Origin of the sequence: Paractinoplanes ferrugineus (assembly GCF_016862195.1) — a bacterium.
In the GTDB taxonomy this organism is placed as follows: domain Bacteria; phylum Actinomycetota; class Actinomycetes; order Mycobacteriales; family Micromonosporaceae; genus Actinoplanes; species Actinoplanes ferrugineus.
On the sequence record NZ_BOMM01000032.1, the window covers coordinates 56,038 to 78,524 of the forward strand.

The window sequence follows — 22,487 nt, forward strand, 5'->3', positions numbered from 1 at the left end:
AGCGGCTCGCGGCCGGGAGCGGGACGCGGCAGGGGCGGCCGACGGCCGGAGCGACTGACGGTCAGAGCGGCCACGTGTGGACGGGGGCGTTTGTTTCCTGGTGGGTCCGGTAGCGGCGGAGCATGTCGTGCAGGGCTTCGTCCCGGGTCAGGCCGCGCCGTTCGGCTTCGCGGACGGCGGAGGTCTGCCAGGTCGCGCCGTTCCGGCCGGTGCGGCAACGGTTGTCGATGACGCCCAGAAGACGGTCCCGGTCGTCCGGGCTGACGCCGAAGCGGTCGAGGCCCTGGCCTGCCTTCGGCAGCAGCACCGAGCGGACCAGGTCGGTCACCGCGATCTCGCCCTTTCCGGGCCAGTGCAGGACCGCGTCGATGCCGTCCCGGGCGCCGCGGTGGAAGTTGTCCGCGGCGGTGGCGAACGGCAGCTGCGACCAGATCGGGCGCTCCTCCTCGGCGAGCTGGCGAGTCAGGCCGAGGTAGAAGGCGGCGTTGGCCAGCAGGTCGACCACCGTCGGGCCGGAGGGCAGCACCCGGTTTTCCACGCGCAGGTGCGGCCGGCCGTCCATCACGTCGTAGACCGGCCGATTCCAGCGATAGACCGTGCCGTTGTGCAGTCGCAGCTCACCGAGGTGCGGAACGCCACCGGCGGTCAAAACCTTGAGCGGATCCTCGTCGTCCATGATCGGCAGCAGCGGCGGGAAGTAGCGGACGTTCTCCTCGAACAGGTCGAACACCGAGGTGATCCAGCGTTCCCCGAACCACACTCGTGGGCGTACCCCCTGGGCCTTGAGTTCGTCCGGGCGCACGTCGGTGGCCTGGTCGAAGACGGCGATCCTGGTCTCGGCCCAGAGCCGGCGCCCGTGGAACCAGGGAGAGTTGGCCCCGACCGCCACCTGCGGACCCGCGACCGCCTGGGACGCGTTCCAATAGCGGGCGAATCGGCCGGGGGCCACCTGGAGGTGGAACTGCACGCTGGTGCAGGCCGCCTCGGGCACTATCGAGTCGCTGGTGCTGAGCAGCCGCTCATCGCCACGGATGTCAAGGTGGAACAGCTCGCCACGGGCGCCGACCATCTCGTCGTTGAGCAGCCGATATCGTGAATTGTCGGAGAGATTGGCGAGCACCAGGTCATCGGCCGTCAGGGTGGGCAGCATGCCGATCAGGACCAGACCGGTGTCGGCCTTCGCGGCCTGTTCCGACGCCCTGCGCAGTCTGTCCAAAATGTCGCGTTCGTAGGCACCTAGCGCGCTTATCAGCCGAGGCGGCTCGTTCAGTTCGAGGTTGAACAGCCCCAATTCGGTCTGGAACGCCGGATCACCGAGGCGGGCGAGCACCTCCGCGTTGCGCATGGCCGGCCGACCGTCCTCGTCGACCAGGTTGAGCTCGATCTCGAACCCGGTCATCCCCTCGCGATCATCGAACGCCTCCGCGTCGAGCATCTGCGCGAGCGCGTCCATACAGCTCCGCACCTTGTCCCGGTAGTTGACCCGGTCCACGGGCGCGAAGGCGGCGGTCGCGAGATCTTTGCCCACTCACCCTCCGCGCCATCATCGGACTCCGCGCTGTAATCGAGCATGTGCGCTCGGTCCACCTTGCCATCCCGAACGCGCGTCCGCCAAACATCAAAAAGAGCCGCCGCCCGGCAACCGGGCAACGGCTCTTCTGTGGACTGTCAGAGATGTCAGGCGTCCAGCCGGACGGCCTCGCCCTCGATCTCGATCTTGATCTTCTTGCCGACCATCACGCCGCCCGACTCGAGGGCCATGTTCCAGGTCAGGCCCCAGTCCTCACGGTCGATCTCGGTGTGCGCGCTGAAACCGAAGACACCCTTGCCGTACGGGCTGGTGGTGGCACCCTCGAACTCGACGACCAGCTCGACCGGGTTGGTGATGCCCTTGATCGTCAGCTCACCGTCGAGCACGAACTCGGCGCCGGCGTGCGACTTGATCCCGGTGCTCCGGAACTCGATCGTCGGGTACTTCTCCGACTCGAAGAAGTCGCCGCTGCGCAGGTGGTTGTCCCGGTCGACCTGGCCGGTCTCGATGCTTGCCGTGGTGATCGAGGCGGTGACGCCGGACTGCAGCGGGTCCTCGCCGATCGTGATGGTCGCGCCGGCCTCGGCGAACTGTCCGCGGACCTTGCTGACCATCAGGTGTCGCGCCACGAAGCCAACCCGCTTGTGTGCGGCATCCAGCTCGTAGGTGCCGGCGGCCGGGATCTGCAGACCCTCGAACGAGCGGGTGTTGACGTCGGTCATGACTAGTCCTTCTTTCGAAGTGGAGCCTTGCGGGGATGTTTGCGTGACACAGCAACTATAGCGGCGACAATATTCCACTTGTCAAGTGACCGAGGTAGGATGTTGCTGTGAATACCGACCTGGATGACCCCCGCTTCACTGCGGTCGGCCTGTTCGCCGAGGCGTACACCGGTTTGACCGCTCGTTTTGCCGCGCAGTTCGAGGAGCACCGCCTCTCCGCCGTCGAGTTCGAGGTGCTGATGCGCCTCGCCCGCTCGCCCGGCAGCCGCCTGCGGATGACCGACCTCGCCGGGCAGACGTCCCTGTCCACCAGCGGCGTCACCCGCGTGGTCGACCGGATGGACCGCGACGGCCTGGTCTGCCGCGAGGCTTGCCCGAGCGACCGCCGCAGCTCCTACGCGGTGATCACGCCGGCCGGCCGCACCCGGCTCGACGAGGTCCTGCCCGGTCATCTCGCCCTGGTTCAGCAGTGGTTCATCGGCCAGCTGGCCCCGGAGCAGCTGACCGGCATGCTCGAGTCGCTGCGCACGATCCGCGATGCGGTCAACCCGTGCGCCACCGCCGGCAGCGACGCCGAGACCCAGGCCGCCTGAGACAACCGGCAGAAATACCGGCAGAACCGTGTCACCCGAGGGCGCAAACGGACATATCTCCTCGGTCGTCCCTTTTCCCGCGGCTACTGTGATCAGCGCAGGGGGATGCGGCGCGACCGAGGCGACGTACGGGGCTGACGGGGGAGCCGTCGTTCTCGCCGCGTTACTGGTGGGGCGTTGCGACGACCGGCGCGTGGGGGGCACGATCGCCGGTCGTCCGCGCCACCAGTGCGTCTAGCCGTCGAGCACCTGCACACTGATCTGCGGTCCGAGCCGGTCACGCTCCCGCGGCAGCAGCGTGATGCCACCCGTGCGGCACAGTTCGGCCAGTCTGCGTACGGCGGTGGCCTGCTCCTCCTGGTTCGGCGTGCTCGCGATGAGCCCCACCAGCGCCTCCACCACGTCCCTCGGATCATGCGCACCGTCGTACGCCTCGGCCGCTCGCGCGAAGCACTCCGCAGCCCGTTTCTGCTCGCCCCGCCGCAGCGCCACCGCCGCCTCGACCACGGCTGCGGGCCCGTCCGGCGGCTGGTCGTCGGGCAGCCGCAGCCGCTCCAGGATCTCGACCGCCTCCTGCACCCGGCCCGATTCGGCCATCGCGAGCCCGATCGTGGCGAGCAGCCGGCGCCGATGGTTGGGGTCGCCGACCTGTTCGAGCTCGGGCATCGCGCTGCGCCCCAGCCGTTCGGCCTCGGCCGGCCGGCCGTCGAGCCGCGCCACCTCGGCCAGGTTGGTCAGCGCCACCGCCCGCAGCCGCTCCTCACCACAGCGGCCGGCCAGCTCGTCGACAGCCATCAGCCGCCGCCGCGCCGCCGGCAGGTCCCCCTCGCGGATCTCGTGCCAGGTCAGGTTGTTCTCGGCGACGGCCATGTCACGGATCCGGTCGCTCACCCGGGCCAGCGCCAGGGCCGCCTCGCCGTGACGCCGCGCCTCACTGAAACCGCCGGTGGTCATCCACAGCGACGCGAGCTGGGTGTGGGCGGCGAGCTGGCCGGTCACCGAGCCGAGCCGTTCGAAGTCGGCCACCGCCGCGGTCGCCGACTCGATCTCCTCGGCTCCCGCCCCGTGTTCGAGGGCCAGCTGGGCCAGACCGATCTTGGCCCAGGCCCGGACCGCCGGGTCGGCGTCGGCCGTGCGCGGGTCGGCGAGCAGCCGGCGCAGCCACTGGCGACCGCTCATGTCCCGGCCACGGAAGCGCCACCAGCGCGGCAGCGCGGCGGCGATGCGCAGGGCGGTGTGTGGATCTTCGTTGGCCGCGAACGCCAGTGCCGTGCCCAAATCGCTGGCCACGTCGTCGAGGCGGCCGGCCGCGTCGGTCAGTCCGGTACCGATCAGGTCGGCGGCGATCTGCTGGGCCAGGTCGGCGAACGCGCGGGCGTGCCGATGGCGGGCGTCGACCAGTTCGCCGGCCCCGGCGGCGCGCTCGGTGGCATAGTCGCGCACGACGTCGAGCAGCCGGAACCGGAAGGTGCGCCGGCCGCGCACGTTGAGCAGCCCGAGCTCGAGCAGGCGGTCGAGCAGGTGCACGACGTCGGCGCCGTCGGTCTGGGTGCCCTCGGTCAACTGCTCGGCGAGCATCAGTGACCAGCGATGCCGAAACACCGCGAGTCGGCGCAGCGCGTGCTGCTCACCCGGGTTGAGCAGGCGATAACTGGCGGCCACGGCCTCGCGCAGGGAGACCACGCTCGCCGGCGAGCTGCCCGGCCGGTCGAGGTCGAGCACGCGATCGCCGTACCGGTCGAGGATCTCCGGGATGGTGAGGACGCGGCCGCGGGCCGCGGCCAGCTCGATCGCGAGGGGAATGCCGCCGAGGCGGCGGACCAGGGTGGCGAGCGGCGCGATCTCGTCGGGTTCCAGCTCGGTGTGGCGCACCCGGCCGAGACGCTCGAGGAAAAGGCCGACTGACGAGTACGCCGAGATCGCCGTGATCGTGTTCGGCGTGTCCGGTGGTGGCGCGACCAACGGGGCCAGCGGCCAGACCCGTTCGACAGGCAGGCCCACCGGGTGTCGGCCGGTGGCCACGAACCGCATCGTCGGCAGGCGCTCGAGCAGCCGGCCCAGCGCCTCGGCGGCGGCCTCAGGAGCGCGTTCGACCGCGTCGACGAAGACCAGTGAGGCCCGGCCGGCAAAGTGTCCGAGCAGGTCGTCGGCCCGTCCCACGCCGAAGACCGCGGCGATGACGCTGAGGACCTCACCGGCCGACGAGCCCTCGGTGATCACGACGCCGGCCACGCCACCCGGATAGGCGGTGGCGACCCGGTGCGACACCGTCAGGCCCACGCTCGTCTTGCCGACGCCCGCGATGCCGACAAGCGTGACGCCGCGCGGACCGTCCGGATCGGCGAGCCGGGCCACCAACTCGGCGACGTCGTCGTCGCGGCCGATCAGCTCGACCGAGGGCGGGATCTGCTGGAACGGCGTGGGCGGCAACGGCTCGTCGGTCGGCTGACCCCGCGCCGCCGCCAGAAACGTGTCACGGTCGGCACCGGCCAGGCCGAGGGCGGCGGCGAGCAGCTCGACGGTCGTGCGCTGCGGTCGGTTGGCCCGGCCGCGCTCGAGGTCACGAACCGTGCGGACTCCGATGGCGGCGTTGGCGGCCAGCTCCTCCTGGGTCAGCTTGACCCGCAGCCGATGTCGGCGCAGCACCGCGGCGAAGCCGGAGCTCCGCTGGGCCGCGCCGCCATCTGCCGACATGGTCCGAACCTATGCACGTATGCGCGTACCGGCGAGCAGACATCCAACGCTGTCGGAAAGCGGACGGAACTCTGGGCATGATATTTCCGGACTATCCAATGTGCCCGGTTCCGTGGTAGTGCTACAGGCCCAGGCCTCGGGCGATCAACATGCGCTGCACCTCGGACGTGCCCTCGCCGACCTCGAGAATCTTGGCGTCGCGGTAGAAGCGGCCGACCGCCGACTCGTTCATGAAGCCGTAGCCGCCGTGGACCTGAGTGGCGTACCGGCTGTTCTCCATGGCCGCGTTGCTCGCGTGCAGCTTGGCGATCGCGGCATAACGCTTGAAGTCCTCGCCGGCGAGCATCCGGGCGGCCGCGTCGTAGTAGCCGAGGCGGGCCGTGTGGGCGCGCAGCTCCATGTCGGCGATCATGAACTGGATCGCCTGGTAGTTGCCGATCGGACGGCCGAAGGCGACACGCTCGTTGGCATATTTCACCGACTCGTCGACGCACCCCTGGGCCAGGCCGACCGACAGGGCCGCGATCGCGATCCGCCCCTCGTCGAGGATGCGCAGGAACTGGGCGAAGCCGCGACCACGCGCGCCGAGCAGGTTGCCGGCCGGGACGCGTACGTCATCGAAGGAAAGCTCGTGGGTGTCGGACGCACACCAGCCGACCTTGGAATAGCCGGGAGCGACCGTGAAGCCGGGCGTGCCGGCCGGGACGATGATCGTGGAGAGCTCCTTGGAGCCGTCCGGGTTGGTGCCGGTCGCGGCCATGACGGTGACCAGGCGGGTGATGTCGGTGCCGGAGTTGGTGATGAACGCCTTGGCGCCGTTGATCACCCACTCGTCGGTCGACTCGTCGAGCACGGCGCGGGTGGTGATCGCGGCGGCGTCGGAGCCGGAGCCGGGCTCGGTCAGGCCGAAGGCGGCCAGCCCTTCACCGCTGGTGAGCTGCGGCAGCCATCGCTGTTTCTGCTCGGTGTTGCCGAATCGGAAGATCGGCATGATGCCGAGCGAAACCCCGGCCTCGAGCGTGACGGCGATCGAGCTGTCCACTCTGGCCAATTCCTCGAGGGCGACACAGAGCGTGAAGTAGTCACCGCCCATGCCGCCGACCTCCTCCGGGAACGGCAGGCCGAACAGGCCCATCTTGCCCATCTGCCGGACCAGGTCATAGGGGAAGGTCTTGTGCTCGTAGTGAGCGGCGATCACCGGTGCCACCTGCTCCTGGGCGAAGTCACGCACCGTGGCGCGCAGCGCCTCCTGCTCATCGCCGAGCCGGAAGTCGACCATGTTCCACTCTCCTCAGACGGGCGTGACGCCGTGCCGGCGCCGGGAAAAACCGCGGTCCTTGTTGCGGGCGGCGGCAATGCGCCGGCCGATCTCGGTACGGAGTTGAGCGGGCTCGACGACCACATCGACGACCAGCTCGCTGGCCAGCCGCATGATGTCGATGTCCTGCTCGTACTCGGCGCGGCGCGCGGCGACGAAGGCTCTCCGCTCCTCGTCGGTCGGCAGCGCGGCGATCTTGTTGGCGTAGACGGCGTTGACCGCGGCCTCGGCGCCCATCACCGCGATCTTGGCGGTGGGCAGCGCGATCGTGGCGTCCGGGTCGAACCCGGGACCGGCCATCGCATAGAGGCCGGCGCCGTAGGCCTTGCGGACCACCACGCAGATCTTCGGCACCGTGGCCTCGGAGATCGCGGTGATCATCTTGGCGCCGTGCCGGATGATGCCCTGCTTCTCGACGGCCGAGCCGACCATGAAGCCGGGCACGTCGGACAGGAAGATCAGCGGCACGTTGAACGCGTCGCACAGCTGCACGAACCGGGCGGCCTTGTCGGCCGAGTCGACGAAGAGCACCCCGCCCTTGAACATCGAGTTGTTGCCGAGCACGCCCACGACCTCGCCGTCGAGCCGGGCGAACCCGACAGTCAACTCGCGCGCCCACAACGCGTGGATCTCGAAGAACGAACCCTCGTCGACCAGGCCTTTCACGTACCGTCGCATGTCGAAGGCCTGGCGCTCGCTGGCCGGCACCAGGGCGCCCAGATCGATCGACGCCGGGCTCTCGGAAGCCTGCGCCGCAGGCGGTTTCGCGGTCCAGTTGGCCGGCAGGTAGGACAGGTAGCGGCGGACCGTGTCGAGGGCCTCGGGCTCGGTCTTGCAGAGGAAGTGACCGACGCCCGACTCGGCGCAGTGCACGCGCGCGCCGCCCATCGCCTCGAGCGTCGTCTTCTCGCCGGTGACCATCTCGACCATCCGGTCGGAGCCGAGGTACATGCTGGCGTTGCCCTCGACCATGATCACGACGTCGCAGAACGCCGGGATGTAGGCCCCACCGGCGGCGGACGGGCCGAACAGCGCACACACCTGCGGGATCGAGCCGGAAGCCCGGACCTGGGTGTGGAAGATCTTGCCGGCACCCCGCCGGCCGGGGAACAGGTCGACCTGGTCGGTGATCCGCGCGCCGGCCGAGTCGACCAGGTAGACCATCGGTACGCCGTACTCGTAGGCGCGCTCGATGATGCGGATGATCTTTTCGACCGTGCGGGCGCCCCAGGAACCGGCTTTGACCGTGGAGTCGTTGGCCATCAGGCAGACGTCGCGGCCGTCGATCCGGGCGGTTCCGGTGATCACACCGTCGGCCGGCAGGCCCTCGGCCAGACTGTTGGCATAGAGACCGTCCTCGACGAACGAGGCCTCGTCGACCAGCAGGGCGATGCGCTCGCGGGCGAACAGCTTGCCCTTGGCCGCGTTGGCCGCGTGGTAGCGCTCCGCGCCGCCGGCCATCACCCGCTTGCGGACCTGGGCGAGCGACTCGTCGTCGATGGTCAACCGTGCCTCCCGGGAATCGACTCTGAACCTGAAAATCGGCAAAGCTGAACGAGCGTTCGGACCTGAACGATCGTTAGGCTAGCGTATCCGAGAAGCGAACGACAACGACGAACGGGAGCCTCCGCCGGCGCGGAGACTCCCGTTCGTTTTGTTGCTACCGATGCCGTGGAGGGGCACCGGCTGTTACTCGACGCTCGAGGCGCCGCCAGGTCGCGCCCGGGACGGCGCTACCCGGTTTTCACCGCTGTCGCCGCTGAGGATTCGCCGGTGGGGCCGGCCCCGACCGACCTCGGAGTCAGCGCAGCGTGTCGAGCAGGCCCAGGCCGGCGAATCCGACGCCGTCCGAGACGCCCGCAACGGTCTGGGTGGCGCCGGCGACCTGGGCGCTCTCGTCCTTCTCGCCCCGGTCGCGGCCACCCGTGCTGCCGGTGTCGGAGCCGGCGGCCACCGGCTTCTGACCGCCGTAGCCGGGCGTGGCCGGCTTCTCGTCGCCGTAGCCGGTCTTGACCGGCTTCTGGCCGTTCTTGACCGGCTTGTCGTTGTTCTTGACCGGCTTGTCGTCGTTCTTGGCGGGCTTCTCATCGCCATAGCCGGTCTTGACCGGCTTCTGGCCGGTCTTGACGGGCTTCGGGTGGCCGTAGCCGGTCTTGACCGGCTTCTGGTGGCCATAGCCGGTCTTGACCGGCTTCTGGTTGCCATAGCCGTAGTCGTCAGCGGCCGGGTACTCGGCACCGTCGCCGCACAGGCAACTGCCGAGGCCGCTGTGACCGAAGCCGCTGTGACCGTAACGGCGGTTGGCGATGAAGTCCCAGTCGGGATCGTCGTTGAAGCACGCGGCGTTGCTGCCGGCCGAACCCAGGAAGCCGAGCGCGTTACCGCAGTAGTTCGTCGACAGGTCGATCGGAACAGCGATCGTGGTGCCGTTCAGGATGCCGTTGTTGGCGTGGCGCGGCCACCGGACCGGGGCCCGGTGACCGCGGAAGGTCCGGGCGGAACGGAACGCACCGCTGTTGCCGCACAGGGCGTGCGAGTTCGCACCGCCGAGGAGGGCGAACGAGTTGCCGCAGGCGTTGATCGGGGCGGTGATCGGGGCGAAGACCCGCGTCCCGTTCAGGATGCCGTTGTTGTTGCCGTTGCTCTGCCCGCCACTGCCGCTTTCGATGAAGTTCGCGCCGGCGGCGTGCGAGTCGGCGACACCGAGGATGCCCAGCGAGTTGCCGACGATGTTGGTCGGGACCTGGACCGGCACCGCGAGCTGGGTGCCGTTGAGGATGCCGTTGTTGTCGCCGCTCGACTGCCAGACGTCAGCGTTGGCCGTGCCCGGGGCGAACAGCAGGGCACCGGCGGCCAGGACACCGACGCTCAGAGTCTTACGAACCCATGTCTTCATATGAAAGATAGAGCCTTTCCAGAAATGTTTCGGCAGATTGTGTGACTTGTCGAGTCGAGGACTTCGCAGAACTGATTTCGGGCACAGCGGTGCCCTGGCTTCATTTGTGAATCCGCCCGGACGCCGCTTGCCGACATGCACCCATAGGCGCTTCGATGCGATTGCGCGGAATTCAGGCGTGGATGATTCGCCGCTTGTTCGCAAGCGGTTCGGGAATCGCGCCGGGACGCGGACACCGAAGCGGTGCCGGCCGGTTCACCGGTGGTCGGGGCGGACCACCGGACGCCATCACTCAGTCAGGTGAGACGGTCGGTGCCTCGGCGATCACGACCGGTTGCGCGACCGGCATCGACGGAGCAGCCGTCCGGACCGGCGCGATCACCGGTTCCTGCGGCGGCACGCCGGCCGGGCGCGCATGGGTGCCGACCAGATCGGGCTCAGAGCCGATCGCGTCGGTCACCGGGGGGACGATCTGGTGCCTCTCGGAAGCCGGTCCGCCGGTGCGGCGGGGTGGTCCGGCGACCTCTTGCAGGACCGTGTCGACACCACCGTCGGCGGCGGTGTCGACATCGGCCCCGTCGGCGTCGTGGGTGACCCCGCCGAGAGGCGCTGCCGGGCGCGTGAGCACCCGGTCCGGAACCTCCAGGACGTTGGCCACGACGTGTTGCGGATGGGCCGGTGAGACCTCCAGCGGCGGACGGGCCGCGGTACGGAGGCCGACGACCGGCGGGGTGACGTCGTCGAGAACCGCGTCGAGCGACGAGCCGGACGGCTCGTCGGCCCGGTCCGCGGCCTGCGCGGCGGCGCCGGTGAGCAGCCATGCCGCCCCGGCCAGACCACTGACTACGACCAGGCGCAGATCCCACCAGCTCCGCCGCCGCTCCGCCCCCTGGATGTGAGGCGGCAAGGGCCTGGACGCCGCGGTGGGCGACCCGGACGGCGACAGGTTCAGGGCGCGCAGCACGCGCTCGAATCCCCATCCCGTCATCGGTTCCGCCCCTCGTCGTCTGATCGACCGGTGGCGGATCCGCCGTTTCCGGCGGCTCCAGCCACTCGTCATTGGTAACGAAGCGACCGGGCGAGGGTCACGCGAATAAATAGAAAAAGGGCCGTCGTAATAGTGCGGGCCGAATCACACCAATCTGCTGCGGGGACCCGCGCGCAGAACCCCGGACGGCAGGGTACGGCCGAGCAGTTTCTCCGCCATCTCGGCCGTTTCGATCATCCGGTCCAGGTCGATTCCGGTGGTCAGGCCCATGTCGTGGAGCATGTGCACGACCTCCTCGGTGGCCACGTTGCCGGAAGCGCCCGGAGCATAGGGACAGCCGCCGATCCCGCCGACACTCGCGTCGAACTCGGTCACCCCGAGCTCCAGTGCGGTGAGGATGTTCGCCAACCCCGTACCTCTGGTGTTGTGGAAGTGCAGCAGGTCCGGACGGACGACCGAGAGAAGGTCACGCACCCGGCGCGGAGTTCCCATGCCGGTCGTGTCGCCGAAGGCGATCCGGTCCGCCCCGTCGGTGCGCACCCGGGCCACGATGCCCGCCACCCGGTCCGGGTCGATGTCGCCCTCGAACGGGCATCCGAAACTCGTCGCGACGATCACCTCCAGGGCCGCTCCGGCGTCGTGGACCAGCGGAATGAGTGCGGCGATGTCGTCGAGCGACTCCGATGTGGACCGATTGAGATTGCGGCGGTTGTGCGTGTCGCTCGCCGACACCACCACCTCGATCTCCCGGAAACCGGCGGCGATCGCCCGTTGCGCACCCTTGGTGTTCGGGATCAGCGCGGAGTAGCGAACGTTCGGATTCTTCCGCGCCTGCCGCCAGACCTCGTCGGCGTCGGCCATCTGCGGGATCGCCTTCGGGTGTACGAACGAGACCGCCTCGATGCGACCGACGCCGGTCTCGCTCAGCGCGTCGATCAGCCGGACCTTGGAGTCGGTGGGGATCGGCTCCTCGTTCTGCAGGCCGTCCCGGGGCGCCACCTCGCGAATGCTGATGTCCATCGCGCTCACCTCATCCGCCCGACGATGCCGGTGTCGTAGTCGCCGCCCAGGAACTCGTCGTTCGCCAGCAGCTCGGCGAAGAACGGCAGGTTGTTCTTGGGGCCGGCGATCTGGAAACCGGCGACCGCCGCGCGCGCCTTGGCGAGCGCGTCGTCCCGATCGGCGCCGAAGACGATCAACTTGGCCATCAGCGAGTCGTAGAACGGCGTGACCGTGTTGCCCTCGACATAGCCGGAGTCGACCCGGGTGCCGTCGCCTGTCGGTTCCACCCACGTCGAGATCTTGCCGGGGCCGGGGAGGAAGCGCTTCGGGTCCTCGGCGTTGATCCGCAGCTCGATCGCGTGACCTGTGGTTTCGCCGAGCTCGAACGTCGGCGGCTCGCCCGACGCGATCCGCAGCTGCTGCTCGACCAGGTCGATGCCGTGGATGAGCTCGGTGATCGGGTGCTCGACCTGGAGGCGGGTGTTCATCTCGAGGAAGAAGAAGTCGCCGGTCGCCGGGTCGAGCAGGCACTCGACCGTGCCGGCGTTGCGATAGCCGACCGTCTCACCGGCCTTGACGGCCGCGGCCAGGAAACGCTTGCGCAGTTCCGGAGTCACCGCCGGGGAGGGGGCCTCCTCCACCAGCTTCTGGTTGCGGCGCTGGACCGAGCACTCGCGCTCGCTGAGGGCGATCACCCGGCCGTCGGCCAGGCCGAGGATCTGAACTTCCACATGACGTACGCGCGGGAAGTATCGCTCGATCAGGACCGAACCGTCGCCGAACATCCGCTCGGCGAACGCGCGAACCTTGTCGTACTCCCTGGTCAGGCTCTCCTCGTCGGCCGCCACCGCCATGCCCATGCCGCCGCCGCCCGCCGCCGCCTTGACCATCACCGGGTAACCGATGGTGGCCGCGGCCTCGATCGCGGCCTCGACCGTCGCCGCCGGGTCGTGCGTGCCCGGTGCGACCGGGACGCCCGCCTCGGCCATCAGGTTGCGTGCGTTGATCTTGTCGCCCATCGCCGTGATCGCATCGGCCGGCGGGCCGACCCAGATCAGCCCGTTCGCCTCGACGGCGCGGGCGAAGTCGGCGTTCTCGCTGAGGAAGCCGTAACCGGGGTGGATCGCCTGGGCGCCGGTCGACTTCGCGGCGGCCAGGATCGCCTCGGTGTTGCGGTAGCTCTGCGCCGGATTGGCCGGGCCGACACACACCGCCTCGTCCGCCTCGCTGACGAACGGCAGGTCGGCATCCGCCTCGGAGTGGATCGCGATGGTGCGAATCCCGAGACGGTTGGCGGTGCGGATGATCCGGCGGGCGATCTCGCCCCGGTTCGCGACGAGCAGCGACTCGATCATGGAGACCCTTCTGTCGACTTCGCCGGCCAGGGCGGTGGCCCGGCCGCTTGGACGGCTAGGCCTGGCTTGTGGCCGGCTTTCGCCAGTTGGTCTGTGTTCAGTGGCCGGCTCTCGCCGGTCGTTCTGTGCTCAGTGGCCGGCTTTCGCCGGTCGGTCTGTGTTCAGTGGCCGGTCAGAGCGTGGATCGTGGCCTCGCGCAGCAGGGCCGCCCGCCGCCGGCGGTCGACCTCGCCACCCAGGAACGGGGTCGAGTTCATCAGGCCGAAGGCGGAATGGGCGAGCACTCGCGCCTCGGCCGCCTGCAACTCGGGCCGCAGCTGTCCCAGCACACCGACCCACTCCTCCACATAGAGGCGCTGCAGGCGACGGATCTGGCGGCGCGGCTCGTCCGGCAGGCGGTCGAGCTCGTGCAGGTGCAGGGCGATGACGGCGGGGTTGGCCAGGGCGAACTCGACGTGGAAGTCGATCAGATCGCCGAGGGCGGCGCTCGCGTCGTCGGGATGCCGGGTGACCCGGGCCTTGCCACCGTGCAGCAGGCCCTCACTGACCGGGATCAGCGCGGCCACCAGCATCGCCTCCTTGCCGGCGAAGTGGTGGTAGAGCGCCGGACCGGTGACACCGGCGGCCGAGCCGATGTCGTCCATCGACACGCCGTGATATCCGCGCGCCGCGAACAGGCCCACCGCGATCTCGAGGATCTCGTCGCGGCGCGACCGGCGCCGGGGCGCGGGCGGCCCCGAGCGCTGCTGCTGATCAACCGTTGTCACGAGGCCACTTTAACCCGCTGTCAAGCAGCCGCCTTAACGGGCGTTCAGGATGTGGGCTCCCGCGCTTCCTGGTAGATCTTCTCCGCCGCCTCCCGGCCCGGCGCGTCGGGGGCCATGCCGGCCAGCAGCTCCCGGAGGTGCGCCACCGCCGCGGCCCGATCACCCGAGCGGAGCAGCGCCTCGCCGTACATGCCGTCGAGCCGGTCCGCCTCGTCGATGGCGTCGATGCTCCGGAGTGGGGCCGAGGCGCCCCGGAGCACCGGGACGACCTCGTCGTACCGCTCGCGGGCCAGCAGGGCGCGGGCCAACTCGAACCGGCTCACGCCATGCTCCCAGACCGCCGCCGGCTCCGCCTCGGGCAGGGCCGCGAAACGCTCGGCGGCCAGGCGGAACGTCTCCTCGGCGGCGTCCGGGTCGTCGGCGTAGTGCAGCGCCGAGATGCGACGACGCAGCGCCCGCAACTCGCCGACCGGGTCGCCGGCCTGGCGGTAGTCCTCGGCGGCGGCCCGGAACGCGGCGGCCGCGTCGGCGTCGCGGTCCATGTCGAAGAGCAGGCCGGCCGCCTCCTCGCCGACCTGGGCGCGGCCCGCCGGGTTGTCGGCGAGCCGTTCGATCAGCTCGCGGTAGCGCGTGACGGCGCCGGCCCGGTCACCGATCTCGCGGTACTGCTTGGCCAACAGGAACCGGGCGTTGTTGCCGCCCTCGTCGTCGCCCATCTCGTCGAACGTGGTCAGGGCCTCCTCGGCGACCTCGGCGGCCTCGACCGGGCGGCCGGCCAACGCGTAGGCCTCGGCCAACTCCCACCGGGCGAAGGCGCCGCCGGGCCCCAGACCCTGCTCGGTGCAGAGCGCGACCGCCTCGACCAGGTCGGTGATCGCGAAATCGGCCTGGCCGGTGCGCTTGAACGCGCGTCCGCGACCGACCCGGGCGGGCAACGCGTCGTCGGCGTCACCGGCGGCGATCGCCGTGCCGAACACCTCGATCTGGGTGTCCGGGTCGCCGTCACCGACCAGGTGGCCGTAGAGGACCGCGGCCGGGGCGAGCCGGAAGTCGGGTCCCATGGCACGGTAGAACTCCCAGGCCGACCGAGCCGCCGCCAGCGCCCCCTCGGGGTCGCCGGAGCCGGCCAGGATGCGGGCCCGCAGCTCGGCATGCGACGCGACGGTGCGCGGGTTGCCCGACTCGGCGGCGTGCTCGGCGCAGCGGTTGATCGCCTCGGTCGCCTCGGCCATCTCGTCGCCGACCGCGTGCAGGACGGCGAGCCGGGCCCACGCGTTGGCCCGGGTGCGCGCGGCACCGTGCCTCTCCTGGTACTCGACGTCGGCCCGGATCGGGGCCGGGTCGACGTCGCCCTGCTGGGCGCGGGCCAGGGCGGCCCGGGCCCGCAGCACGATCGCCTCGCCCTCGTCGCCGGCCGCGGCGAACATCTCGGCCGCCGCGGTCCACTGCAGGTGGGACTGCTCGAAGCCCTGCCAGCTGCGCAGGTTGCCGGTCATCGCGAGCCGGCGGGCGGCCAGCAGCGGATCGTCGAGGGTCGGGAACCGCTCGTCGAGCGCGGCCAGTGTCGCGGCCAACCCGGCCACCTGCTCGTCGAGGAACTGCGCGGTGGCGAGGTCGAGCAGCTCGGACGCGCTCGCCTCGGCCGGGACCGACGGCACCGGCCGCGGCTCGGGCCGTGACCGCACCGGACCGGCCACCCGGGCGGTCGGCGAGAGGACCAGCTCCACCGCCCACGGCTGGGCGTTGATCTTCTCGGCGGTCTGCTCGCTCTGATAGGTGGTGCCGTTGCGGGCGTCGAAGCGCGCCGCGATGCCGGTGGCCCGGTCGGCCAGTTCGGTCGCGAGCTCGGCGACGGAGATGTCGTCCCGATCCCTGCGGCGGACGGTGAGCTCGCCGTGGCCGGTCTCGGTGAGCCGGCGCAGCAGCATCGAGGCGTTCGCCGCGAAATGCATCTCGGCCGACGGTGACGGGGCCTTCTCGAGCCAGTCGACGTGCCGCTGGAGCATCTCGAGACCGCGGTGCTCGTTGCCGGTGCGGCCGCAGAAGGCGATGTGGGTGCCGACGCCGTACATGTCGGCGAGGTTGCCCCGCTCCAGCCGGTAGGCCCGGCGGTGCGCCGCGGCTGCCTTCTCCGTCTCGCCCGTCCGCAGATAGGGCACGGTCAGCTCGCGGAGGATGCCCTGCGGCTGCTCGGTGCAGCTCAGCTCGCCGGAGAGGACCGGCTCGGCCAGCTCCACCGCGTCGGCGTACCGCCCGCGCGACGACAGGTGGCGCACCACGTCGGTGGGGTCGCAGCCGGCACAGTCGGACAGGGCGTCGCGCGGCGCCGCCTGCCACCGCTCGAACCAGGCATCTGCCTCCTCGGTGTGGCCGACGTGCGCGGCGACCAGATAGCGGTGCTTGTAAACGGCGTGCAGGCCGTGGCCCGACTCGCGATAGCGCCGCTCCATGTCGTCGAGCACCGCATAGGTCCGGGCCAGCGGCACCTCATGAAACGTGGTCAACGTGTTGACCATGGTTTTGAACAGCCACAGCAGGTTGTCGCGCCAGTGCTGGTGGTAGGGCGCCGGCTTGCGGTCGAAGTCGGTGACGCACCACGAGAACGGGACGAACGCCTTACCGGGCTCGCCACCGTACACATAGGCCGTGGTCGCCAACAGCCTCGTGTAGAACGCCTGGGCCGGGTCGCCGGCCTCGTCGACGCGCCGAAGTACCTGCTCGACCAGGGCGATCTGGGCGGCACCGTGCGGCATCTCCTCGGCCTGGCCGAGAAGGGACCAGAGCTCGGGCGCGGTCGTCACTTCTGCTCCTCGGCGGTCACGGCCCGGTTGAGCAGGCCCAGGAAAGACGTGTTGAGCAGGGCCGCGTCGGCCGGACGCAGCGGGTGGTGGCCGAGCATGAGGGCCTGGCCGTAGAGCGACTCGACGGCCAGGCCGGCCAGCTCGGGGTCGGCCAGCGCGACCACCCGGCGCACCAGCGGGTTGCGGTGGTTGAGCACGAGCTGCGGCCGTTCCGCCGGGCTGACCTGGGCGAGCGCGTCGAGCACGCCGCCCCACAGGTCGTCGGCCGTGGCCCGGCTCTCCTTGAACTCGTCATGGAACGCGGCGGCGCGGCTGACCAGATAGAGAGCCGGCACCGTGACCGGGTCGAACGCGCGGATCACTACCTCGCAGCCGAGCCGGTCGAGGCGCCGCTGGGCAGCCGACAGGAACGGGCGCAACCGCAGCTCGGTCTCGGTGTCCAGGCCGGTGAACCGGGTCGCGAGGTCGGACGGCTCGAGTCGTTCGACGCGGACCGCGTCGTCCACGGTGGCCAGTCGCTCGATGATGTCGGCCTCGTAGACGTAACCGGCGTTGATCAAGCCGACATCCTGCGCGGCGGCGACGGCGGACAACTGGTGGTATTCGTCGACGGTGGTGGCGTAGCGGATCACGCCCTGCCGCTCGCGGAACTCGGCCAGGGTCAGCCGGCCCATGTTGGTCTCCATCGGCCACCACTGCTCGACCAGGCGCAACATCTCGTCGTCGTGCAGGGCCAGCGCTTTCACGCCGAGGTGGTGCACGCCGAGGAACCGGGCCAGCCGGTGCGGGTCGGTGGCGGCGAGCCGGACCAGCCAGCCGCGCAACTGGTCGGCGATCGCGTCCCGGGTGTCGGTGAGCAGGCCGTCCTCGTAGAGCGCCTCGCGGCTCGCGGTGGGCCGCAGCTCGGTGCTGTCGATGACGCAGCGGGCGAAGAACGCCCACTCGGGCAGCAGGCTCTCGACGTTCTCGGCGAGCAGCATGCGCTTCAGATAGACCCGGTGGCCGCCACGTGCGGCCGGATTGACCGCCGTGGGCAGCACGAACGCGGCCCCGGTGAGACCGGCCTCGGGCACGTTCAGCTCGATCACGTCGAACGGCGTGAAACCGAAGACCTGCCGGCAGTACGCCTCCCGGTCGGCCTCCCAGGGCAGTGCCCCGGCGGTCACCCGGACGCCGTCGACCTCGACGCTGATCGGGAGCAGGGAGCCGTAGAGCTCGGCGAGCTCGCGCACCGTCGTACTCGTCAACAGATGCTCCGCACCGCGCCGCGGCAGCAGGGTGACCGTGGTCCCCGGCTCGCGCTCGTCGCCGGGCCGCACCTCGTAGCGGCCGTCGGAGTAACCGGTCCACAGCACCGGCGCGGCACCGGCACGTTTCGTGTGCACCCGGATCTCGTCGGCGACCAGGAAACAGGAGAGCAGGCCGATGCCGAACTGGCCGAGGAACTCGTGACGCTGGAAGCCCAGCTCGTCACGCTTGGAGCTACGACCGATCGTGGCGAGCAACTCGTGCACCTGCGCCTCGGTGAGGCCGATGCCGTTGTCGGTGATGCGCAGCGCATCGGCACCGGTCGTGATCGTGACCCGGCCCTGCGGCACGGAGCCGGTCGCGGTGATCGCGTCCACGGCGTTCTGCAGGAGCTCGCGGACATAGACGCGTGGGCTCGCATAGAGGTGGTGACTCAGCAGGTCGACAATGCCTCGTAGGTCAACCTGGAACGTGTTGCTCACGGGCGAGAAAGCTACCGGGTCTTCCTGACATTTTTCTCGCCCGTTCTCAATTTCCGTTCAGCTCAGGCCACCGGGCTCGGTTCCACGGGCGATCGGCGCCCGAACCAGATTGCCCCACTCCGTCCATGATCCGTCGTAATTGCGAACCTGGGGATAACCCAGCAGGTGGTGCAGGACGAACCAGGTGTGGCTCGACCGCTCGCCGATGCGGCAGTAGGCGATGATGTCGTCGCCCGGCTCGAGGCCCAGCTCATCCTGGTAGATCCGGCTGAGCTCGCCGGCCGGTTTGAAGGTGCCGTCCTCGTTCGCCGCCGACTTCCACGGCTTGCTCACCGCCCCCGGGATGTGCCCGCCCCGCAGCGCGCCCTCCTGCGGATAGGCCGCCATGTGGGTGAGCTCGCCGGTGTACTCCTGCGGGGAACGCACGTCGACCAGCGGCCGGCCACTGGCGATGTGCCCCATGACCTGGTCGCGGAAGGCTCGGATCTCGGCGTCGTCGCGCACCGGGACCGGGTAGTCGGCCTTGGCGCGCTCCGTCTTCTCCCGGGTCACCGGGCGGCCTTCGGCCACCCACTTCTGCCGGCCCCCGTCCATCAGCCGCACGTCGCGGTGACCGAAGAGAGTGAAGACCCAGAGGGCGTACGCCGCCCACCAGTTGAAGTTGTCGCCGTAGAAGACGATCGTGTCGTCCCGGCCGATGCCCTTGGCCTCGCACATGGCCGCGAACGCCGCCGGATCGAGGTAGTCGCGGGTGAGCTGGTCATTCAGCTCGAGGTGCCAGTCGACCTTGACCGCACCCGGGATGTGCCCGGTGTCGTAGAGCAGCACGTCTTCGTCCGACTCGACCACCACCAGGCCGGGCGCGTCGAGGTTGGCGGCCAGCCACTCGGTGGTGACCAGCCGATCTGGGTGTGCGTACGCCTGCAATGCAGGTGCTGGATCGTTCGCAACGGACATGTTCCAACTATGCCTCCAGTCCGGTTAAGGGTGGTGGCGGGGCGGTCGGACGGGCTATTCGATCGGAGCGAGAGCCGGGCGCTTCGCCGTGACCAGGTCACCGCTGGAATGGCGGAGCAGATGACGGCCCACCCACGGCACGAAGTGCTCGCGGGCCCAGCGCAGGTCGGCGCCCCGAGCCATCAGCCACGGGGTCGGTTCCGGCATCGGCGGCACCAGCAGCCATTCGTCGTCGACACCGACGCCGAGCACGGTCAGCACGTGCGCCGCGACCAGCCGATGACCGGCCGGCGAGAGGTGCAGCCGGTCGGGTGCCCACAGGTGCGGGTGACGGAATCGGTCGTCGCCGAACAGGTCGACGACGTACGCGCCGTATTTCTCGCCGATCGCGGTGGCACCGTCGTTGAGCACCGCCGCGCGCGGCCCGACGATGCGCTGCCCGGGGAGGTGGGCGGTGACGTCCGCAAAGCGGAAGACGATCACGTCGGAGCCGGTGGAGCGCAATCGGGAGACCACCGCGTCGAGCTTCTCGACAAGCAGGTGCGGATCGGCGCGGGGCCGCAACGAGTCGTTGCCGCCGCCGGCGATGCTGACCAGTGCCGGCGACATCGCCAGCGTCGGTGCCAGCTGTTCGTCGATGATCTGGTCGAGCAGTTTGCCGCGAACCGCGAGGTTCGCATATCCGAAGGCGGGCCCGCCCTCGACCGCCAGCCGAGCGGCCACGAGATCGGCCCATCCCCGGAAGGATCCGTCCGGGTACGCGTCGTTCAGGCCCTCGGTGAAGCTGTCCCCCATCGCCACGAAGCTGTGCCAGTTCATGGATTCCCCCTTAACGGCCCCTCAGCCGTCGTTGTGGGGACAGCTTTCCACTTAACAAGGACCAAGCACAGAGTGACGAGGGCGACACTCGAAATATCGGGTGGTTATCGACGGACCCCCTGCCTACGCTGCTCGGCATGCTTCTGCGAATGTCCACGTTGCTCCTGAAGACCCTGCGCGAGGAGCCGGCCGAGGCGGAGGTGCCGAGTCATCGACTCCTGCTGCGAGCCGGTTTCATCCGGCGCGCGGCCCCCGGCGGCTACACGTGGCTGCCGCTGGGCAAGCTGGTGCTCGATCGGATCACCGCGGTGATCCGGGAGGAGATGACCGCGATCGGCGGGCAGGAGGTCGCCTTCCCCGCGCTTCTGCCCCGGGAGCCCTACGAGACAAGCAACCGCTGGACGGAGTACGGCGACGACATCTTCACCCTCCAGGACCGGCGCGGCGCCGACTACCTTCTCGCGCCCACCCACGAGGAGATGTTCACCCTGCTCGTGCAGGACATGACCAGCTCCTACCGGGATTTCCCGCTGCTGCTGTTCCAGGTGCAGACGAAGTTCCGCGACGAGGCCCGGCCGCGCGCCGGCCTGCTGCGCGGCCGCGAGTTCCTGATGAAGGACGCCTATTCGTTCACCCTCACCGACGAGGGCCTGGAGCAGGTGTACGCCGAGGTCCGGGCCGCCTACCAGCGTGCTTTCAACCGGATCGGGTTGTCGCACGCGATCGTCTCGGCGATGTCCGGCGCGATGGGCGGCTCGGCCTCCGAGGAGTTCCTGGCCCCGGCTGAGGTGGGGGAAGACACCTTCGTCGGCTGCACGTCGTGTTCGTACGCGGCCAACACCGAGGCCGTCGTCACCCCGCCCGGCGCCGTGGCCGAGATCCCGGCCGGCTCGCCGTCGGTGCACGACACCCCCGACACCCCGACCATCGCGTCCCTGGTCGATCTCGCCAACGCCCGGCAATTCGGCGGCCGCACCGACTGGACCGCCGCCGACACCCTGAAGAACGTCGTGGTCTCGGTGCACCACCCCGGCCGGTCCCGGCCCGAACTGCTGGTGATCGGCGTCCCCGGGGACCGCGAGGTCGACCGGAAACGCCTCGACGCCGCGCTCGCCCCGGCCACCGCCACCCTCTTCGACGACTTCGAGTCGCGCCCCGACCTGGTCAAGGGCTACCTCGGCCCGCAGGGCCTCGGGGTCCGTTACCTCGCCGACCCGCGCGTCGCCCCCGGCACGGCCTGGCTGACCGGTGCCAACCAGCCGGGGCGGCACGCGATCGACGTGGTGGCCGGCCGCGACTTCACCCCCGACGGCACCATCGAGGCCGCCGAGGTGCGGGCCGGCGACCCGTGCCCGGCGTGCGGATCGGGCGAGCTGACCATGCGGCGGGGCATCGAGATCGGGCACATCTTCCAGTTGGGCCGGCGCTACACCGACGCTTTCAAGGTCGACGTGCTGGGTGCCGACGGCAAGCCGGTCCGCCCCACCATGGGCAGTTACGGCATCGGCGTGTCCCGCGCCGTCGCCTCGGTGGCCGAGCAGCACCACGACGACCGCGGCCTGCTCTGGCCCGACGAGGTCGCCCCGGCCGACGTGCACATCGTGGCCGCCGGCAAGGACGGTCAGATCGAGGCGGCGCTGGAGCTCGCCCGTACCCTCGTCGCGGCCGGCCTGCGGGTGCTGGTGGACGACCGGCCGCAGCTCTCCGCGGGGGTGAAATTCACCGACGCCGAGCTCATCGGGGTCGCCCGCACAGTGGTCATCGGACGCCGTCTCGCGGAAGGATGGGCCGAGTTCCGCGATCGGCGCACGGGAGAGCGCGTAGACGTGCCGATTTCGGATATACAGCGTGTAATCACTGTGGCACTCGGGTAACTGAACTCTCCACACGGGAGGTACCAACCATGGCCAAGGTCTCGGTCGCCGAGGTGATGACCCGACAGGTCGTCTACCTGCCGGAAGCGACAACGCTCGACGAGGCCGCGCAGGCGATGCGGGACCGGGGCATCGGCGACGTCGTGGTGACCAGCGGCCCGACGATGGTTGGCCTGGTCACCGACCGCGACATCGTGATCCGGGCGATCGCGGAGAACCTGATCCCCAAGCAGACGACCCTCGGGGCGATCACCTCGCACGAACTGATCATGGTGGAGCAGTCCGCCACTGTGGAGGAGGCAGTGCGGGCCATGCGCGAGCGCGGCGTCCGTCGCCTGCTGGTGTGCGACTCCGACCGCAAGGTCGTCGGCATCATCAGCCTGAGTGACGTCGCCCTCCTGCCGACCTCGACCCTGGCCTGATTCCCGCGCGTTAGGGTC

Annotated in this window: 17 protein-coding genes; 3 read left to right on the plus strand and 14 right to left on the minus strand. The window is 70.0% G+C overall.

The window, feature by feature from the left end; all coding sequences use genetic code 11:
* Positions 1-61 precede the first annotated feature (61 nt).
* Together Afe05nite_RS18035 and Afe05nite_RS18040 are read right to left on the minus strand one after the other, a co-directional pair.
* Positions 62-1,528 (minus strand): glutamate-cysteine ligase family protein, encoded by a 1,467-nt coding sequence (locus Afe05nite_RS18035; RefSeq protein WP_203818283.1) that lies wholly within the window; start codon positions 1,526-1,528, stop codon positions 62-64.
* Positions 1,529-1,677: 149 nt separating this feature from the next.
* The gene (locus Afe05nite_RS18040; protein WP_203818284.1) at positions 1,678-2,253 is read right to left on the minus strand and encodes a YceI family protein; all 576 of its coding nucleotides are present in this window, start codon (positions 2,251-2,253) and stop codon (positions 1,678-1,680) included.
* 107 nt (positions 2,254-2,360) lie between these two features.
* Between Afe05nite_RS18040 and Afe05nite_RS18045 the strand changes: the two genes are divergently transcribed.
* Complete coding sequence (locus Afe05nite_RS18045; RefSeq protein ID WP_203818285.1) at positions 2,361-2,846, plus strand: MarR family winged helix-turn-helix transcriptional regulator; 486 nt, start codon at positions 2,361-2,363, stop codon at positions 2,844-2,846.
* Positions 2,847-3,080: 234 nt separating this feature from the next.
* Here the strand turns inward: Afe05nite_RS18045 and Afe05nite_RS18050 are convergent, their stop codons facing one another.
* The 12 genes from Afe05nite_RS18050 to Afe05nite_RS18105 form a co-directional block, all read right to left on the minus strand.
* Positions 3,081-5,540 carry an ATP-binding protein gene (locus Afe05nite_RS18050; protein WP_203818286.1) on the minus strand — a complete coding sequence of 820 codons (2,460 nt, stop codon included), beginning with the start codon at positions 5,538-5,540 and terminating at the stop codon, positions 3,081-3,083.
* Between the two features lie 121 nt (positions 5,541-5,661).
* The gene (locus Afe05nite_RS18055; protein ID WP_203818287.1) at positions 5,662-6,819 is read right to left on the minus strand and encodes an acyl-CoA dehydrogenase family protein; all 1,158 of its coding nucleotides are present in this window, start codon (positions 6,817-6,819) and stop codon (positions 5,662-5,664) included.
* A 12-nt stretch (positions 6,820-6,831) separates the two neighbouring features.
* Entirely contained in the window at positions 6,832-8,364 is a 1,533-nt protein-coding gene (locus Afe05nite_RS18060; protein ID WP_203818288.1) for an acyl-CoA carboxylase subunit beta, read from the minus strand.
* A 295-nt stretch (positions 8,365-8,659) separates the two neighbouring features.
* Positions 8,660-9,754, minus strand: a complete 1,095-nt coding sequence (locus tag Afe05nite_RS18065; protein WP_203818289.1) for a chaplin family protein — start codon at positions 9,752-9,754, stop codon at positions 8,660-8,662.
* A 292-nt stretch (positions 9,755-10,046) separates the two neighbouring features.
* Positions 10,047-10,742, minus strand: a complete 696-nt coding sequence (locus Afe05nite_RS18070) for a hypothetical protein (protein WP_203818290.1) — start codon at positions 10,740-10,742, stop codon at positions 10,047-10,049.
* A gap of 144 nt (positions 10,743-10,886) precedes the next feature.
* A complete protein-coding gene (locus Afe05nite_RS18075) occupies positions 10,887-11,762 on the minus strand; it encodes a hydroxymethylglutaryl-CoA lyase (RefSeq protein ID WP_203818291.1) in 876 nt (291 codons plus the stop codon).
* A 5-nt stretch (positions 11,763-11,767) separates the two neighbouring features.
* The gene (locus tag Afe05nite_RS18080) at positions 11,768-13,099 is read right to left on the minus strand and encodes an acetyl-CoA carboxylase biotin carboxylase subunit (RefSeq protein ID WP_203818292.1); all 1,332 of its coding nucleotides are present in this window, start codon (positions 13,097-13,099) and stop codon (positions 11,768-11,770) included.
* 161 nt (positions 13,100-13,260) lie between these two features.
* Complete coding sequence (locus Afe05nite_RS18085; RefSeq protein ID WP_203818293.1) at positions 13,261-13,866, minus strand: TetR/AcrR family transcriptional regulator; 606 nt, start codon at positions 13,864-13,866, stop codon at positions 13,261-13,263.
* A gap of 44 nt (positions 13,867-13,910) precedes the next feature.
* Positions 13,911-16,667: a tetratricopeptide repeat protein gene (locus Afe05nite_RS18090; RefSeq protein ID WP_203818294.1), complete on the minus strand. Its 2,757-nt coding sequence runs from the start codon at positions 16,665-16,667 to the stop codon at positions 13,911-13,913.
* Positions 16,664-18,397 (minus strand): HSP90 family protein, encoded by a 1,734-nt coding sequence (locus Afe05nite_RS18095; RefSeq protein WP_203818295.1) that lies wholly within the window; start codon positions 18,395-18,397, stop codon positions 16,664-16,666. The genes Afe05nite_RS18090 and Afe05nite_RS18095 overlap by 4 nt, the downstream gene beginning before the upstream one ends.
* Before the next feature lie 57 nt (positions 18,398-18,454).
* On the minus strand, positions 18,455-19,354 hold the full coding sequence (locus Afe05nite_RS18100) for a sulfurtransferase (RefSeq protein ID WP_203818296.1): 900 nt from the start codon (positions 19,352-19,354) through the stop codon (positions 18,455-18,457).
* Positions 19,355-19,408: 54 nt separating this feature from the next.
* Entirely contained in the window at positions 19,409-20,173 is a 765-nt protein-coding gene (locus tag Afe05nite_RS18105) for an SGNH/GDSL hydrolase family protein (RefSeq protein ID WP_203818297.1), read from the minus strand.
* A 137-nt stretch (positions 20,174-20,310) separates the two neighbouring features.
* Between Afe05nite_RS18105 and Afe05nite_RS18110 the strand changes: the two genes are divergently transcribed.
* Entirely contained in the window at positions 20,311-22,047 is a 1,737-nt protein-coding gene (locus tag Afe05nite_RS18110) for a proline--tRNA ligase (protein ID WP_203818298.1), read from the plus strand.
* Positions 22,048-22,076: 29 nt separating this feature from the next.
* The gene (locus Afe05nite_RS18115) at positions 22,077-22,469 is read left to right on the plus strand and encodes a CBS domain-containing protein (protein WP_203818299.1); all 393 of its coding nucleotides are present in this window, start codon (positions 22,077-22,079) and stop codon (positions 22,467-22,469) included.
* The last annotated feature ends 18 nt before the right edge of the window (positions 22,470-22,487 follow it).